Raw genomic sequence first — 15,415 nt, forward strand, 5'->3', positions numbered from 1 at the left:
GATCAGGTTCCGGCGAGTCCCGTCGTCGCGACGCCCTTGATGATCTGGCGCTGGAAGAACAGGAAGACGAGGATCAGGGGCAGCGCCGCGAGGAGCGCGGAGGCCATGTTCTGCGCGTACTGGATGCCGTACGCGCTCTTGATGGTTTGCAGCCCCACCGGAAGGGTGAGGAGCGCGCCGTCGTTCGTGGCAATGAACGGCCAGAGGAAGTTGTTCCAGGCGCCAATGAACACAAAGATCGCGACGGCGGCCAGGATGGGCCGGGACAACGGCAGGATGATCTGGGTGAAGATCCGCAGGCGGCTGGCACCGTCCATCACCGCGGCTTCTTCAAGTTCGCGGGGAATCTGGTCGAAGAACTTCTTGAGCACGAACACCATGGCCGGGTGGATGACCTGCGGCAGGATGATGGCCCACGAGGTGTCGATCAGGTGCAGCGCCAGCATTTGGTAGAAGAGCGGGATGATGAGGACCGGCGGCGGGATGATGATGGAAGCGATGATCACCGTCATCAGCACCTTCTTGCCTTTGAAGTCGATCCGGGACAGGGCGTAGGCCACTAGCGCCGAGATCACCAGCGTGATCGCCGTGATGGCCGCCGAGGTGTAGAAGGAGTTCCAGGTCCAGAGCGGGATGTTGCCGTCCTGGAACACCTTGACGAACGCGTCAGCGGTAAAGCCCGACGGCGGCATCCAGCTGACCTTCGGAGCTGCGGCATCCGCCTCGGTTTTGAAAGCGGTGGCCGTGGCCCAGGCAAACGGAATCAGCCACAGCACGGCGATGAACGCCGCAACAACGAGGGCGGCGATCTTGCCCGCGGTCATCTTCTTGCGCGGTTTTCGGGCCTCATGACTGGTGCTGATGCGTGGGGTGGGACGGGTGAGGGTAGGGGTTGCCATGGTTATGCACTCCTGCGGCGGGTGGTGACGAACTGCATGACCGAAATGAGCACGATCAGTCCGAAGAAAATGTAGGAGATGGCTGCGGAGTACCCCAGCCGGTAGCCGGTGAAGCCGGTTTCAAAGATGTACTGCACCACCGGGCGGGTTGATCCTCCGGGCCCGCCGGCGGTCATCTGGTACACCTGATCGAAAATCTTCAGGGATGCGAGGATCTGGAGGAGCACGATCATCACCGTGGTGGGGGTCAGCTGCGGCAGGGTAATCGAGAAGAACTGCCGCCAGGCACCGGCGCCGTCCAGAGAGGCTGCTTCGTAATGCTGTGCGGGGATGTTCTGCATCGCGGCCAGGTAGAGCAGGAAATTGAATCCCACCGTCCACCACAGCGTGGCGATGACGATCGCCCACATGGCCACGTTGGGATCGTTGAGCCAGGCAACTTTGGGGAGGCCCATCGTGGAGAGGAATTCATTGAACAGGCCAAGCTGCGGGTTGTACATCCACATGAAGAACAGCGAAACCACGGTGGAGGCCAGCAGGTACGGGGCAAAGTAGGAAAGCCGCCACAGCCACTGGGCAGGCAGCCCCACGTTCAGCAGGGCCGCCATCATCAGGGCCACGAGGACCAGGGGGACGGTGCTGATGACGGTGAAGTAGAGCGTGTTGCCCAGGGAGCGCCACATGTCGGCGTCGGCCAGTGCCTCGGCGTAGTTCGCGAAGCCGATCAGGCTGTCATTGGCGCCGGTCAGGGACTTGCCCGTCAGGCTCATGTAGAAGCCGTAGAGAATGGGCCACACCAGGAAGACCAGGAAGAAGACCAGGAACGGGGCGGCGAATCCCCAGCCGCTCAGGTTGCTCCTGGTACGGCTCTGTGAGGGGCGGCGGGTTGGATGGGGTTGGATCGCTGTGGCGATGTCCGGCTGACCAGTGCTGCGCCGGGACGCTAGTGAAGAACTCATGAAGGACTCCTTTGTCGCTCGGTGCGCTTAGACCGGGTTGGGCCGGGATAGAAGGGTGTTGGTGCGGTGCTCAAAGGCGTCCCAACCTGCGGACGCCTTATCGCGGCCCAGGAACACGTTCTGGACGTTCTCCGCAAAATAGGTCTGCCAGTCCGAGCCGGAGCCGCTGAACCAGGCTTCGGGATCGTAGGCGATGATGTCCGCTGCGTTGGCGTAGTGGATCTGCGGTGTGAGGTCGCGGTATGCTTGCGACTGGACCACAGGCTGGTAGGCCGGAATGTGCCCGGCTTCGGCCCAGGAGATTGATCCTTTGAGGATGTCGCTCACAAACTTGTAGACGTCCCGCCGCTTCGCGTCATCCACGTTCAGCTGCCGCGGCAGGACGAATGAGTGGGAGTCCGCGTAGGATGCCGGCGTTCCGTACAGCGTGGGAATGGTGGCAGCGTCCACCGGAAGTCCGGCTTTCTTGAGCGTGGGCAGTTCCCACACCCCGCTGAACAGCATTCCCGAGTCGCCGCGGGCGAATTCTGCGATGCCCGTGCTGATGTCGCCGGCCTTGGCAGCGATGGTGTCATCAAAGAGCGATGCCATGAATTCCAAGGACTCAATCGCGGCGTCGCGGTCCACTTTCATCCGCTGGCCCGGGATCAGTTCCATGTCCGCACCATGCTGCTTGTAGAGCGTGTAGAAGAGCCGCCACATCTGGGAGCCGCTGCCGAGGTAACCGAAGGACAGACCATGGGCCTGGGTGACCTTCTGCATTTCCATGGCCATGGCCATGAACTCCTGCGGAGTAGTCACTTCCTGCAGCTGCCCGTTGGCGCCGAGGACGCCGGCTTTGCTGGCGATGTCCGTGTTGTAGAACATAACGAAGGGGTGCGAGTCCAGGGCGATGGAGAACACTTTGCCGTTCTGCTGGCTCTTCTCCCAGATGCGTGGCGCAAAGTTTTCCCCGGTGACGCCGTGCTCGGCCAGCAGGTCCAGGTCCCAGGGGTCAATGAGCCCGCCGGGGGCGTATCCGGGAACCCGGCTGGCATGCATGATCGCTACCTCCGGTGGCCGGCCGCCAGCCGATGCCATGGCCAGTTTGGTGTAGTACGGCGGGCCCCAGGCCAGGACCGTGGGGTGCACCTTGAAGCCGGGATTGGCCTGGTTGGCGCTGTTGATCATGCCCTGCATCTTGATGCCGTCACCGCCGGACAGCAGGTGCCAGAACCCGATGTCCTTCACGGTTGCCGCCTGCGCATTTCCGCCGCAGCCGGTCAGGCCGCCTGCTACCAGGACGCTGCCTAAGGCTGCCGTTCCTGTCAGTAACTGCCGTCGGGACACTTGCTTCCCGAAAAATTCAAACTGCTTCACCCTCACTCCTTTGGATGGGTCCGCGGAAAGGTCACTTCTTGTTGCTCAAAACTCCGGTTCCGGTGCGTCCCCGTTCCCGGGCCGATGCCTTCAGGGGGTGACGCACGCCTCACATTACATCGATGTAATGGACAGGGCAAGAGAAATTGTTAGCGCCCACAACTGGTGGATTGCTCTCGTTTCAGCTGCGGCTACTGTCCCGCTCCACGATGGTGTAGTCCAGGGAAACCACGCGCTGCTCGTGGCCCCGGTCGGCCATCCGCTCCGTGAGCAGGCGCAGGGCTTCGCTGGCAATGGCACGTTTGTCGAAGGAGACCGTGGTCAACGACGGCACCGCGTAGCGGCCGTCGGCGATGTCATCAAAGCCCGCCACGGCGATGTCCTCCGGGATGCGCAGGCCCCTCTTCCACAGCACACTCAGGGCGCCGATGGCCATGGAATCCGTGAAGCAGAACAGTGCCTCGGGAAGGGGGTGGGAGTCCAGGTAGGCAGTGAGCGCATCGGCAGCAGTCTGCGGCGTCCACTTCTCGCAGGGAATCAGCAGTGACTCGTCCCGTTCGATGCCGAGGATCTCCAAGGCCTCTTCATAGCCCTGGGTTCGCTGTATGGCCGCAGCCGATCCCCTGCCTTGGGTGGTTCCCAGGACGGCGATCCGCCGGCGCCCGGGCTGCGCCAGGGCCAGAGTCATGTCGCGGGCGGCAGCGGAACTGTCCACGAAGACGCGGTCGGCGAGCTTTTGCGTGACCTCCCCCAGCAGGACCACGGGCGGAAGGGCAACGCCCACCCGGACGGCGCTCTCGTCCAGCACCACAGGGTTGAGGATCAGCCCGTCGATGAGGTTGGAGCGGGCGCGCACCATGAGTTCGTGCTCGCGCTGGGGATCGGAGCCGGTTTCCTCGATCTGCACGATCCAGCCCTGCTCGTGCGCCACGTCCACAATGTGGTGGGCAATTTCTGCCGAGTACGGCGTGCCAAGATCGGGCAGGGCCAGCGCAATGACACCGGACCTCCCGTTGCGCAGTCCGCGGGCGGAGAGGTTGGGTACATAATCCAGCTCGAGAATGGCCTGCTCCACCTTGGTCCTTGTGGCGCCACTGACCGGAATGATGCCGTTCATGACGTTCGAGACAGTCTTGGGTGAAACGCCGGCACGACGCGCGACATCCTTGACCGTTGCGCGCACTGCTCCCCTTTCAAAGCTCTTTGGGCCAAAGCCGGCGGCCAGTGAATGCCGCTGCGGATGACCTGCTGACGATGTTACCGCCCTCCCCGGCGGGAGGCGGCCGAAGCGTCTTGACAGGGAAATTGTTAGCGCTCACAGTTGGTGGAGCGAAACGTACCCTTCACCCGAAAGCCGAGCACATGAAGAACTGGGCAGGAAATCTCAACTACTCATCAGCGGACGTCCTGCGCCCGGAGTCGGTGGCTGAGCTCGCCCAGGTGGTGGCGCGCTCCAGCCGGGTCAAGGCCCTGGGATCGCGGCACTCGTTCAACCGCATCGGGGACACCGACGGCGTGCACGTGCTGCTGGATGCACTGCCGCAGCAGATCGACCTGGACTCGGAACGGCAGAGCGTCCGCGTCAGCGGCGGAGTGAGCTACGGTGCCCTGTGCCGCACGCTGCAGCAGTCCGGCCTGGCCATCCACAATCTGGCGTCGCTCCCCCACATTTCCGTGGCAGGGGCAGTCCAGACGGGCACCCACGGATCCGGCGTGAACAACCCCTCCCTGGCCGGGGCGGTGGAGGGCATTGACCTGGTCCGGCCCTCCGGCGAGCAGGTATCGCTGTCCCGGGCGGACGGCGAGGAGTTCCTGGGCAGTGTGGTGGGCCTGGGCGCCCTGGGCATCGTGACCGGACTCCGGCTTGCCGTCCGTCCGAGCTTCAGCATGCGCCAGCGGGTGTTGGAAAACCTGCCGTGGGACCGGGCGCTGGCGGATTTCACGAAGCTGGTGTCCAGCGCCTACAGCGTGAGTCTTTTCACCGATTACTCGGGCGGTAGCATCAGCCAGGTCTGGCTCAAGGCGCTGGACTCGGAGCCTCCCCTCGGTGAACTGTTCGGCGCCACGGCAGCCACCGTCCCGCGGCACCCGCTGCCCGGGATGTCTGCCGAGAACTGCACAGTCCAGATGGATGAGCCTGGGCCATGGCTGGACCGGCTGCCGCACTTCCGCCACGAGTTCACGCCCAGCAACGGTGAGGAACTGCAAAGTGAATTCATCCTGCCGCTGGAGCAGGCACCTGCCGCGATCCAGGCAGTGCGGAGCCTGGCTCCTGAGCTGGCGCCGCTGCTCTTTGTCTCCGAAATCAGGACCGGCGCTGCGGACGAGTTCTGGCTCAGCCCCTTCTACCGGCAGCAGAGCGTTGCGCTGCACTTCACTTGGAAGCCGCTGCAGCCGGAGGTGGAAGCCGTTCTTCCGCAGCTTGAGGACCTGCTGCGGCCGTTCGGAGCCAGGCCGCACTGGGGCAAGCTATTCATGCCCGGCAGTCACGACTGGGAGTCCCTCTACCCCCGCCTGGCGGACTTCCGCGCGCTGGCAGCGGCGCACGATCCGGACGGAAAATTCCGCAACGGGCTGCTGGACAGCATTCTCGGCGTCCCGGCGGTGAGCTCACGGTAGGGGGTAGTTGGGCAGGCAGTGGGCGGACGACGGCGGGACGTCCCGCCGTCGCCCATTTGAGCCCGGCCTTACCGGCGGGAACGTGCGGCGCACCTGCTCATCGAGTCGCTGAGGTGGGGCCTCGCGTCGCCGAGGGTGATCCGCGTTCCGAAAGCCCTCCCCTGCCCGTGACTACCGGATCAGCAGGGAAACCGTCTACCTGTACCTGCGCCACGCCAAGCTGGAATGAACCGCTCCCTGCCGGCGCCGTCGTTGAGCCATAGCCGACGCGGCGGCGGCTTGACGGAATCGTCATTATCGGCGTTCAGGAACGACGTACGGCGCGGGTCACCGTCGAGGGCTGTTTGTCTTCTATTTGCAGTACCGTGACACGAAGGCCACGCAGCAGGAAGGTCCCACCGCGGTGCCTTCGTATCACCGCGTGAAGTCGTGTTGCCCGGTGGGATCTTTGTCCCCCTATGCCGGAATAGCTGCAGGCGCGGGTTCAAGGACCAACTCGCTTGCGAGGTCGGCGGCCAGATCTTCGACGACCTGCCCGTACAGCAGCGCGCCCTTGGCAGCACTGGACCCGACGGCCGATGACAGGCAACCGGTGGCCGGTGTTCGCTCCGGCACCACCGGCAGCCTGTCGAAGCGCGGCAGGACCGCGGCAGGACCGTCGATGAGGCGGTCCATGACGACTCTGGCCGGTTCCAGGTGGAGCATTAATGAAGTTTCCAGGACCCCGCCGTGCTCGACGTCCCAGCCCGGGAAGCCATCGGGGTAGACCTGCGTCAGCGTGTCGCGGCTGACAAAGTCCCAGTACGACAGCAACAGCACGCTCTGCTCCGCCCCGGGCCTGATCCCCAACTCCTCCAGGGCAAGGTCGATTCCCTCGTACAGGAACTGGTAGTTCTCGAAGTGGCCGTTGATGAAGACCACGTGCCGGACGCCCTGGTTGAGGAAGGACTTGACCAGGTTGCGTGCCACTCCGATGAGGGTGGCGCCATCCAGGCTTGTCGTACCGGAGAGGTGGCTGCCGCCGCCGGACTTCTGCTGCGACTTGTACCCGTATGCGATGGGCTGGGCAACCAGCGCACCCAGCCGTCTGGCAACACCCTCCGCGAAGTGGGAGGACAGGATGGTGTCCGTTCCCAGAGGCAGGTGTGGGCCGTGCTGCTCCAGGGACCCGACGGGAATGAGGACGATCGCCTCCCCGGATGCCAAAGCTTCGCGGAAGGCAAAAGCATCCAGGTCTTCCAGAAATACTGACTTGTCCATGCTGGTGGGGCTCCTCGTTAGGTGCGGTGTGCAACGTGGCGGCGGCCGCCGCCACGTTGTGTCAGGCGCTGATGATGTTGTGGGCGGGGGCCGACGGGGAATCTGGTGATATTCCGGCGTCGCCTGGGTGATCTCCTGGTCAGAGGCCGGCGGGAGGGGCCGACACGGCGGGAACGTTGGCCGTCCCGGTGGCCGATGCCGCGGCGGCGGATTGGGTGTCGCTGCGGAGGTGCAGGTAGCGGCGGTGGAACCGCGGGCCCATGATGGCGTAAGCTGCGGCGCTGGTCAGGCCGCCGGCGAGCCAGGAGAGGTCCCATCCGCCGAGAGCCACGGCGATGGGGCCCTGCATCGCCGGTACTAGCCCGTACATAAACAGCCACGTGGCAAAGATTCCGATGAGCAGGGATGCGATGCCTGCCGGGTTTACGGCTGGCAGGCGCTTGGTGCCAACCGTGTCGAAGAGCCGTGAAGGGTCGCCGGGCCAGCGCTTCTCGATCCAGAAGTAGTGCACCAGCATGACTCCGCCCCAGGCGGCAACCCAGGCGACGAGTCCGATCAGCCAGGCGTCCAGGACGGCGGCGAAGTCTTCCTGGAAGATGAAGAAGACGACGGCGGCGAGGGAGAAGACGCCGACGAATAGGTTGAGCTTGCGGCGGCTGATGGTGATATCAAGGGCCTGCGTTGCGACCGAGAAGGTGTAGATGTTAAGGATGTTGGTGGCGATGGGGCCGTGTAGCACCATGAGTAGCACCGGGAGTGCCATTACACCGAAGTTCTGCACGATCAGCTTGCCGGGGTCGATCTCGCCGCTGTTGGTGGCCAGGCTGGCGCCAAGAATTCCGAGCCAGACGACGGGAATGAACTGGCCCAGCACGGACGCCAGGTAGAGCTTGCGCTTGGGGACTTCAGTGCTGACGAAGCGGGAATAGTCGGCGGCGTAGGTGAACCAGGTGATGCCCCAGCCGATGCCAATCGCCGTCATGACTGCGCTCATCGCCGCGATCCGCTCCGAGCCTTCGAGGATGTTGCCGGCCGGACCCGCGTAGGTCCAGTTGATCTTCATGCCGAACCACGCCACGACGGACATCACGGCGAGGATGATGATGGTCGGCGGAACCGTCCACTTTTCGAACGCCGCGATAGCCTTGTACCCGAACCAGGCGATAGCGACCTGCGCGGCCATGATGGCGGTGGCAACGCCGATCTTCCAGGCATAGTTGTGGGCCGTCGGGTCCACCCAGCCGAGGGTGCCGAAGAGTGCCATCACCAGGTCGAGGATGATCCAGGTGTTGACCGCGCACCAGCCTATGACGAGCAGGGCCTGAATGGCGGCAGGGAGGTAGTTCCCCTGCCGGCCGAATGCAGCCCGGGCCAGCACCATTCCGGTGGCCCCCGTCTTCTGGCCGAGCAGAACAAAGCAGCCGAAGAGCAGCATGCCGATCAGGTTCCCCAAAACCAGAACAATGACAGTGTCGGAGAATCCGAGGCCGAGGTGGATGCCGAGGGCGCCGAGCACCCAGTTGATCGGGGCCAGGTTAGCGCCCGCCCAGATCCAGAACTGACCGGAGACTTTCCGGGTGCGCTGGGATTCGGGAATGGGCTGGAGCCAGGCCTCGTGGTCTACATGGTCTTCGTTGACCACTGGAGCGGCGGGAACCGCTCGGGATGTTTCACGCATTGGAGCCTCCGTGAGAGTTATTGGGGTTCCTTCAAGATTATGTGGCATGCACCACATCTGCCTATATAGAATGTGTCTAATTAATGCTTGTTCTATGCGACGGAGTGTCATGTCAGTACGCCTTCACGATGTCCTTGACCACCCAACGCTGGCGGCCGCTGATCCCGTGGTCCGGGCCGCGGTCGGCACAGCCGCCAGCACCCAGCTCCGCTGGATCCATTCCAGTGAAGTTCTGGACATCGCTCCCCTGCTTGAGGGCGGGGAGCTTCTACTTACCGGCGGGGAAGCCCTCGCTCTCGCCTCTGAGGAGCGGCAGATCAGTTACGTCCGCGAACTGGCCGAGCGGGGCGTGGCAGCCTTGGCCATCGAAACCGGCGCCGCCCTTGCATCGGTCCCGTCCTCGATGGTGTCGGCTGCCGAGGCGGCCGGCCTTCCACTGATCGAGCTTCGGAGGGTGGTGCCGTTTGTCGGCGTGATGCAGGCCATCAATTCGATGCTGGTCAGTGAACAGGTTTCCCAGTTGCGGCGGGCCGACGAGGCCAGCCACGCGATGGCCGTTGAGCTGGCGCACGGCGGCAGCCTGGACCGGATTCTGGCCGTGCTCGCCGGCATCACCCACTCCGAGGTGACCCTGGCATCCCTGACGGGCGCGACCCTGGCCAGTGCAACGCCCGTGAACCCCGGGGTCGACGACGATGCCACTAACTCTGCTCCCGCAACGCAGGACCATGCACGGCTGATCCATGTCGACGTTCCGGTAAGGGGAATCCTAGCCGCGCAGCTGTTGCTCCGTGTCCCGGCGGACGAGGACGAAAATCTTGCGCGCACGGCCGGAAAACGGTCGGTGGACATTCTGGCCCTAGCGATGATGCAGCGGATGTCCCCCGGACTGCGGGAGGTCGCAGGTGCTGCCTTGATCCGAGCAATTGATTCAGGCAGCCAGCCGTGGCGGCTTCAGCAGTTGGCATCGGCAGCAGGAATTCCGGCCTCCGCGCCGCTGGTGGCCCTGGTGGTCCGGTCAGATTCCTCCCAACAGCTGCGCACCTCTGTCGAGCAGCTGCTGGACCGGGCGGCCCATTCCCACGCCACCTACGTCGACAACGCCGAGCTTCTCGCAGTAGCCAGCGTTCGCAGCGATGCTCCGGAAGAGAACCGGCAACGGCTCCTGACCGAGCTGCTGGAGCTTCCAGCTCTGGCCAGAACTCTTGCGGCAGTTGGCCCCCTGGCGGCTGGCATTTCGGACGCTCCCTGGTCGTTGTCCGAAGCCAAGCTCACACTGGAACTGGCGGCCTCCCCGGAGCAATCACGTTCCGAAACCGGCGGCGAGCACCACTCCGTGGTCGACGCGGAGGCCTTCGCAGTGGAACGTCTCGCCGTTCAATCCCTGGACCCCTATCAACGACGGAACTTCGTCCGCCAGCAGCTGGGTGCGCTCCTGGACCATGATGCGCAACGCAATTCGCGGCTGCTCGACACTCTGGCGACGTGGATGGATTGCGGATGCAACACCGCCGACGCCGCCAGGAAGCTCCATCTGGAACGGCAGTCGATGCACCAGCGGCTGCGGCGGATCTTCGAGCTCTGCGGCGGTGACCCGCGGGAAACACGCCGGTTGGCGGCATTGCATTTGGCCACCCGGCTGGCCCGGCTTGCCTGACTGTAAACCGGCTCGCCTGACGTCCTAGCTTTGCCCGTCCTCCTGGGCTCGCGGACGTCCGCCCAGGCGGCTGGTAACCAGGCCGCCGGCAGCGGCGCACGCCTCGCCCAGGCTCTGCAGCCGCTCTCGGGAGACGCGGAAGCGGGGGGCCGGGATCAGGACGGCGGCCACGATGTCGCCGCGGTGGTCATAGACGGGGGCGGCGACGCCGACTTCGTCGATGGAGGATTCGCCGTAGTTGATGGCCCAGCCCCGCCGGGCCACGTCGCCGAGTTTTATCTGGTAACCGTCAAGGCTGGCATCGTCCAGCCCCGGGTAGGTGATGGTTCCGCTGCGCAGCAAGGCGCGGACACGCTCGGCGGGTTCGGCAGAAAGGAAGACTTGGACCGAGGCGCTCATGGCATCCGTGTACCGGGCTCCCAACGGGGTGGTGTGCTTGATCTGGTGGTGGCTGGCGATCTGTTCCACGCACATTGACTCCGTGCCGTTCCACACCATGAGGGCGCTGGTTTCGCCGGTCTGTTCGGTGAGTTCGCGCAGGACCGGGTAGGCCACGCGGCGCTCTTCCAGTTCGGCCAGCAGCGGTCCTGCAATGGCGATCAGGCCCAGGCCCAGGCGGAAGCGGCGGCTCTCCGGGTCCCGTTCCACGAGGTGCTCCTGTTCGAAGGTGGACAGGATCCGGGAAACGGTGCTCTTGTGCAGGCCGACTCTGTTGGCGATCTCGGTGACTCCGAGCAGCGGTTCGTCGGCAGTGAAGGTCCGTAGCACGGCGATGGCGTTGACGATGACGGAGGCGCCTTTGGTGTCGCCGCTTCCGTTGATCTCCGGGGGTTCTTCTTGGCTCATGGTGGATTCCATCATTCCGTATAGAGGCCGAAAAGCGGCGCCACGTGGAACGTGGCGCCGCTTCTTCGCGGATCAGCGGTAGTTAGGCGCCCACGATGTTGTATTCCGGGCCGAACGGGAACTTCGTGATGTTCTCGGCTCCGTCCTCACCGACCACCAGGATGTCGTGCTCACGGTAGCCGCCGGCACCGGGCTGGCCGTCCAGGACCGTGATCATGGGTTCCATGGAGACCACCATGCCCGGCTCCAGCACCGTGTCGATGTCCTCGCGGAGTTCCAGTCCGGCTTCGCGGCCGTAGTAGTGGCTCAGGACGCCGAACGAGTGTCCGTAACCGAACGTGCGGTTGGCGAGCAGTCCGTGGCCCACGTAGATCTCGTTCAGCTCGGCGGCGATGTCCTTGCAGACAGCTCCGGGCTTGATGAGCTCGAGGCCGCGCTTGTGGACCTCCACGTTGATGTTCCACAGTTCCAGGGAGCGGGCGTCAGGTTCGCCGTAGAACAGGGTGCGCTCCAGTGCGGTGTAGTAGCCGGAGGTCATGGGGAAGCAGTTCAGGGACAAGATGTCGTGTTCTTGGATCTTGCGCGTGGTGGCCCAGTTGTGGGCGCCGTCGGTGTTGATGCCGGACTGGAACCACACCCAGGTGTCACGGATTTCCGAATCCGGGAACGTCCGAGCGATTTCGTGGACCATGGCTTCGGTGCCGATCAGGGCGATCTCGTATTCGGTAATGCCGGCGGTGATGGCGTTGCGGATGGCTTCGCCGCCGAGGTCACCGATGCGGGCCCCGTGCTTGATCACCTCGATCTCTTCGGCCGACTTGATCATCCGCTGGCGCATGGCCGCCTGGGCCACGTCCACCAGGGCGGCTCCTGCAAACGCCGCCTGGATCTTGTTGCGGTTGTCCAGCGGGAGCGAGTCGTCTTCAACACCGAGCCGGCGCGGGTTGATGCCGCGGGTGCGCAGGGCCTCCTGGATGGCGAAGATGTAGTTGTCCCGGCGCCAGTCGGTGTAGACCACATTGTCGCCGTAGCTGCGCCGCCACGGCATACCGGCGTCGATGTTCGCCGTAACGGTTACGGTGTCGTCTTTGGTGACCACCATGGCGTAGGACCGGCCAAAGTAGGTGAAGAGGAAGTCGGAGTAGTACTTGATGGAGTGGTAGCTGGTCAGGACGACGGCGTCCAGGTCCTTCTCGGCCATGATGAGGCGCAGCCCGCCGAGCCGGCGCTCAAATTCGGCATTGGAAAAGGTGAGCTTCTCCTTCTGCCCGTTGTGCAGGACTTTCAGTCGTTCCAGTTCGGCGATGGACGAAGCGTTGGCAGATGTTGTGCTGATCATGATGGTGATGCCTTTCTTCGGTGCTGTTCTTTCAAGTTGCGTTCAACGCAACGCTGTTGCATCAGATTAGGCCTGAGTCGAAACGCAGTCAAGGCCCTTTTGTTTAGTCAGAAGAAAAACCTGTCATATAAGGGCCACAAGAAAGTGATTGACGTAACACTGTCGACCCAGTTAGGGTTGCATCCAACGCAACACTGTTGCATCAGTTTCCTTGAAACCGAAAGAGGTCGCCATGACGGGCACCCTGAACCAACCTCTGGCCAGTGTCGACGTTGACGTCGCACGCGCCATTGAACACGAGCTGGAACGCCAGCAGTCCACCCTCGAGATGATCGCCTCCGAGAATTTCGCTCCTGCCTCGGTCATGGAGGCACAGGGCTCGATCCTCACGAACAAGTACGCCGAGGGCTACCCGGGCAAGCGCTACTACGGCGGCTGCGAACACGTCGACGTGATCGAGCAGCTGGCCATCGACCGGGTCAAGGCCCTGTTCGGTGCGGAAGCCGCCAACGTGCAGCCCCATTCGGGCGCACAGGCCAACGCCGCCGCGATGTTTGCCCTGTTGGAACCGGGCGACACGATCATGGGCCTCTCGCTGGCGCACGGCGGGCACCTCACCCACGGCATGCGAATCAACTTCTCCGGCAAGCTCTACAACGTGGTCCCGTACCACGTGAGCGAGCACAGCCACCTGGTGGACATGGCCGAGGTCGAGGCTCTCGCCCTCGAGCACCGCCCCAAAATGATCGTGGCCGGCTGGTCGGCCTACTCCCGGCAGTTGGATTTTGCGGAGTTCCGCCGTATCGCGGACTTGGTGGGTGCCTACCTGATGGTGGACATGGCGCATTTCGCCGGCCTGGTGGCCGCCGGGCTGCACCCCAACCCGGTGCCATACGCCGACGTCGTCACCACCACCACGCACAAGACCCTCGGCGGCCCGCGCGGTGGTGTGATCCTGAGCAAGGAGGAGTATGCGCGCAAGATCAACAGCGCCGTCTTCCCCGGCCAGCAGGGCGGCCCGCTGGAACACGTGATCGCGGCCAAGGCCGTTGCCTTCAAGATCGCGGCGTCGGCCGAGTTCAAAGAACGCCAGGAACGCACGCTCGAAGGTGCCCGCCTCCTCGCGTCCCGGCTCCTGAAGGATGACGTGGCCGCCGCCGGGATCTCGGTGGTCAATGGCGGCACCGATGTCCACCTGGTCCTGGTGGACTTGCGGCACTCGGAGCTGGACGGGCAGCAGGCAGAAGACAGGTTGCACCAGATAGGCATCACCGTCAACCGCAACGCCGTGCCCTTCGATCCCCGCCCTCCCATGGTCTCCTCCGGGCTCCGTATCGGCACCCCCGCCCTGGCCACCCGCGGCTTCGGCGCCCAGGAATTCATCGAAGTGGCGGACATCATCGCCTCCGCCCTCACGTCACCGGCAACAGAGAACGTACTTAGCGACGAAACGGCCGCCAGCCTCCGCCAGCGCGTCAGCGCCCTGGCGGGAAAGTTCCCCCTATACCCGCACCTCGGCGGGACGACGGCGGCACCCGCGCTTGAGGCAGAACTGATTGGAGCAGCACAATGAGCACGGAACAGCTTCCGGAGCACCCGGATTTCCTCTGGCGGAACCCGGAGCCCAAGTCCTCCTATGACGCCGTGATTGTGGGCGGTGGCGGGCATGGCCTGGCCACGGCCTACTTCCTGGCCAAGAACCACGGGATGACCAACATCGCCGTCCTGGAGAAGGGTTGGCTGGCCGGCGGTAACATGGCGCGGAACACCACCATTATCCGTTCCAACTACCTTTGGGACGAGAGCGCGGCCATTTACGAGCACGCGCTCAAGCTCTGGGAGATCCTGCCGGAGGAACTCGAGTACGACTTCCTGTTCAGCCAGCGCGGCGTGATGAATCTCGCCCACACCCTGGGTGACGTCCGCGAAAGCATGCGCCGGGTCGGGGCCAACAAGCTCAACGGCGTGGACGCTGAATGGCTGGATCCGAAGCAGGTCAAGGAACTCTGCCCCATCCTGAACATCAACGACAACATCCGCTACCCCGTTATGGGAGCCACGTACCAGCCCCGTGCCGGCATCGCCAAGCACGACCACGTGGCCTGGGCCTTCGCCCGTAAATGCGACGAACTCGGCGTGGACATCATCCAGAACTGCGAAGTCACGGGCTTCGTCAAGGACGGTAACCGCGTGGTGGGCGTGAAGACCAACCAGGGCACCATCAACACCGAAAAGGTGGGCCTCTGCGCTGCCGGGCACAGCTCGGTCCTGGCGGAAATGGCAGGCTTCCGGCTCCCCATCCAGTCACACCCGCTCCAGGCACTGGTCTCCGAACTGCACGAACCGGTCCACCCCACCGTGGTGATGTCCAACCATGTGCACGTCTACGTCTCCCAGGCCCACAAGGGCGAACTGGTCATGGGCGCCGGCGTGGACTCCTACAACGGCTACGGCCAGCGCGGCTCCTTCCACGTGATCGAGCACCAGATGGCAGCCGCCGTCGAACTCTTCCCCATCTTCGCCCGGGCGCATGTCCTCCGGACCTGGGGCGGCATCGTGGACACCACCCTGGACGCCTCCCCCATCGTCGGTACCACCCCGGTGGAGAACATGTTCGTGAACTGCGGCTGGGGCACCGGCGGCTTCAAGGGCACCCCCGCCGCCGGCCTCACATTCGCGCACACCATCGCCACCGGGACCCCGCACAAGCTGAATAAGCCGTTTGCGCTGGAACGCTTCGAAACCGGCGCCCTGATCGATGAACACGGCGCAGCCGCCGTGGCCCACTAGAAGAGAGTC

The 15,415-nt window shown here is 64.1% G+C and carries 12 protein-coding genes; 4 read left to right on the forward strand and 8 right to left on the reverse strand.

The window, feature by feature from the left end; translation table 11 throughout:
• Positions 1 to 2 precede the first annotated feature (2 nt).
• The 4 genes from ACZY0Q_RS19680 to ACZY0Q_RS19695 form a co-directional block, all read right to left on the reverse strand.
• A complete protein-coding gene (locus ACZY0Q_RS19680) occupies positions 3 to 899 on the reverse strand; it encodes a carbohydrate ABC transporter permease (RefSeq protein ID WP_463919380.1) in 897 nt (298 codons plus the stop codon).
• A gap of 2 nt (positions 900 to 901) precedes the next feature.
• A complete protein-coding gene (locus ACZY0Q_RS19685) occupies positions 902 to 1,858 on the reverse strand; it encodes a carbohydrate ABC transporter permease (RefSeq protein WP_463919383.1) in 957 nt (318 codons plus the stop codon).
• Positions 1,859 to 1,885: 27 nt separating this feature from the next.
• Positions 1,886 to 3,217 carry an extracellular solute-binding protein gene (locus ACZY0Q_RS19690; RefSeq protein ID WP_463919385.1) on the reverse strand — a complete coding sequence of 444 codons (1,332 nt, stop codon included), beginning with the start codon at positions 3,215 to 3,217 and terminating at the stop codon, positions 1,886 to 1,888.
• Between the two features lie 181 nt (positions 3,218 to 3,398).
• Positions 3,399 to 4,400, reverse strand: a complete 1,002-nt coding sequence (locus ACZY0Q_RS19695; RefSeq protein WP_463919386.1) for a LacI family DNA-binding transcriptional regulator — start codon at positions 4,398 to 4,400, stop codon at positions 3,399 to 3,401.
• Between the two features lie 179 nt (positions 4,401 to 4,579).
• On the opposite strand from ACZY0Q_RS19695, the gene ACZY0Q_RS19700 reads away from it, so the two are divergent.
• Entirely contained in the window at positions 4,580 to 5,836 is a 1,257-nt protein-coding gene (locus ACZY0Q_RS19700; protein ID WP_463919388.1) for a D-arabinono-1,4-lactone oxidase, read from the forward strand.
• A 456-nt stretch (positions 5,837 to 6,292) separates the two neighbouring features.
• Here ACZY0Q_RS19700 and ACZY0Q_RS19705 read toward each other — a convergent pair whose 3' ends face one another.
• Positions 6,293 to 7,096: a creatininase gene (locus tag ACZY0Q_RS19705; RefSeq protein ID WP_463919390.1), complete on the reverse strand. Its 804-nt coding sequence runs from the start codon at positions 7,094 to 7,096 to the stop codon at positions 6,293 to 6,295.
• A gap of 139 nt (positions 7,097 to 7,235) precedes the next feature.
• The gene (locus tag ACZY0Q_RS19710; protein WP_463919391.1) at positions 7,236 to 8,774 is read right to left on the reverse strand and encodes a purine-cytosine permease family protein; all 1,539 of its coding nucleotides are present in this window, start codon (positions 8,772 to 8,774) and stop codon (positions 7,236 to 7,238) included.
• A 109-nt stretch (positions 8,775 to 8,883) separates the two neighbouring features.
• Between ACZY0Q_RS19710 and ACZY0Q_RS19715 the strand changes: the two genes are divergently transcribed.
• Entirely contained in the window at positions 8,884 to 10,431 is a 1,548-nt protein-coding gene (locus ACZY0Q_RS19715) for a PucR family transcriptional regulator (protein WP_463919392.1), read from the forward strand.
• Positions 10,432 to 10,455: 24 nt separating this feature from the next.
• Here ACZY0Q_RS19715 and ACZY0Q_RS19720 read toward each other — a convergent pair whose 3' ends face one another.
• A complete protein-coding gene (locus tag ACZY0Q_RS19720) occupies positions 10,456 to 11,277 on the reverse strand; it encodes an IclR family transcriptional regulator (RefSeq protein ID WP_463919393.1) in 822 nt (273 codons plus the stop codon).
• Positions 11,278 to 11,359: 82 nt separating this feature from the next.
• Positions 11,360 to 12,616, reverse strand: a complete 1,257-nt coding sequence (locus ACZY0Q_RS19725) for an aminopeptidase P family protein (protein ID WP_463919395.1) — start codon at positions 12,614 to 12,616, stop codon at positions 11,360 to 11,362.
• Between the two features lie 232 nt (positions 12,617 to 12,848).
• On the opposite strand from ACZY0Q_RS19725, the gene glyA reads away from it, so the two are divergent.
• On the forward strand, positions 12,849 to 14,189 hold the full coding sequence (gene glyA, locus ACZY0Q_RS19730) for a serine hydroxymethyltransferase (protein ID WP_463919397.1): 1,341 nt from the start codon (positions 12,849 to 12,851) through the stop codon (positions 14,187 to 14,189).
• Positions 14,186 to 15,406 (forward strand): sarcosine oxidase subunit beta family protein, encoded by a 1,221-nt coding sequence (locus tag ACZY0Q_RS19735; protein ID WP_463919399.1) that lies wholly within the window; start codon positions 14,186 to 14,188, stop codon positions 15,404 to 15,406. Before glyA ends, ACZY0Q_RS19735 begins: the two co-directional genes overlap by 4 nt.
• The last annotated feature ends 9 nt before the right edge of the window (positions 15,407 to 15,415 follow it).

This window comes from Pseudarthrobacter lactosi (assembly GCF_055412785.1).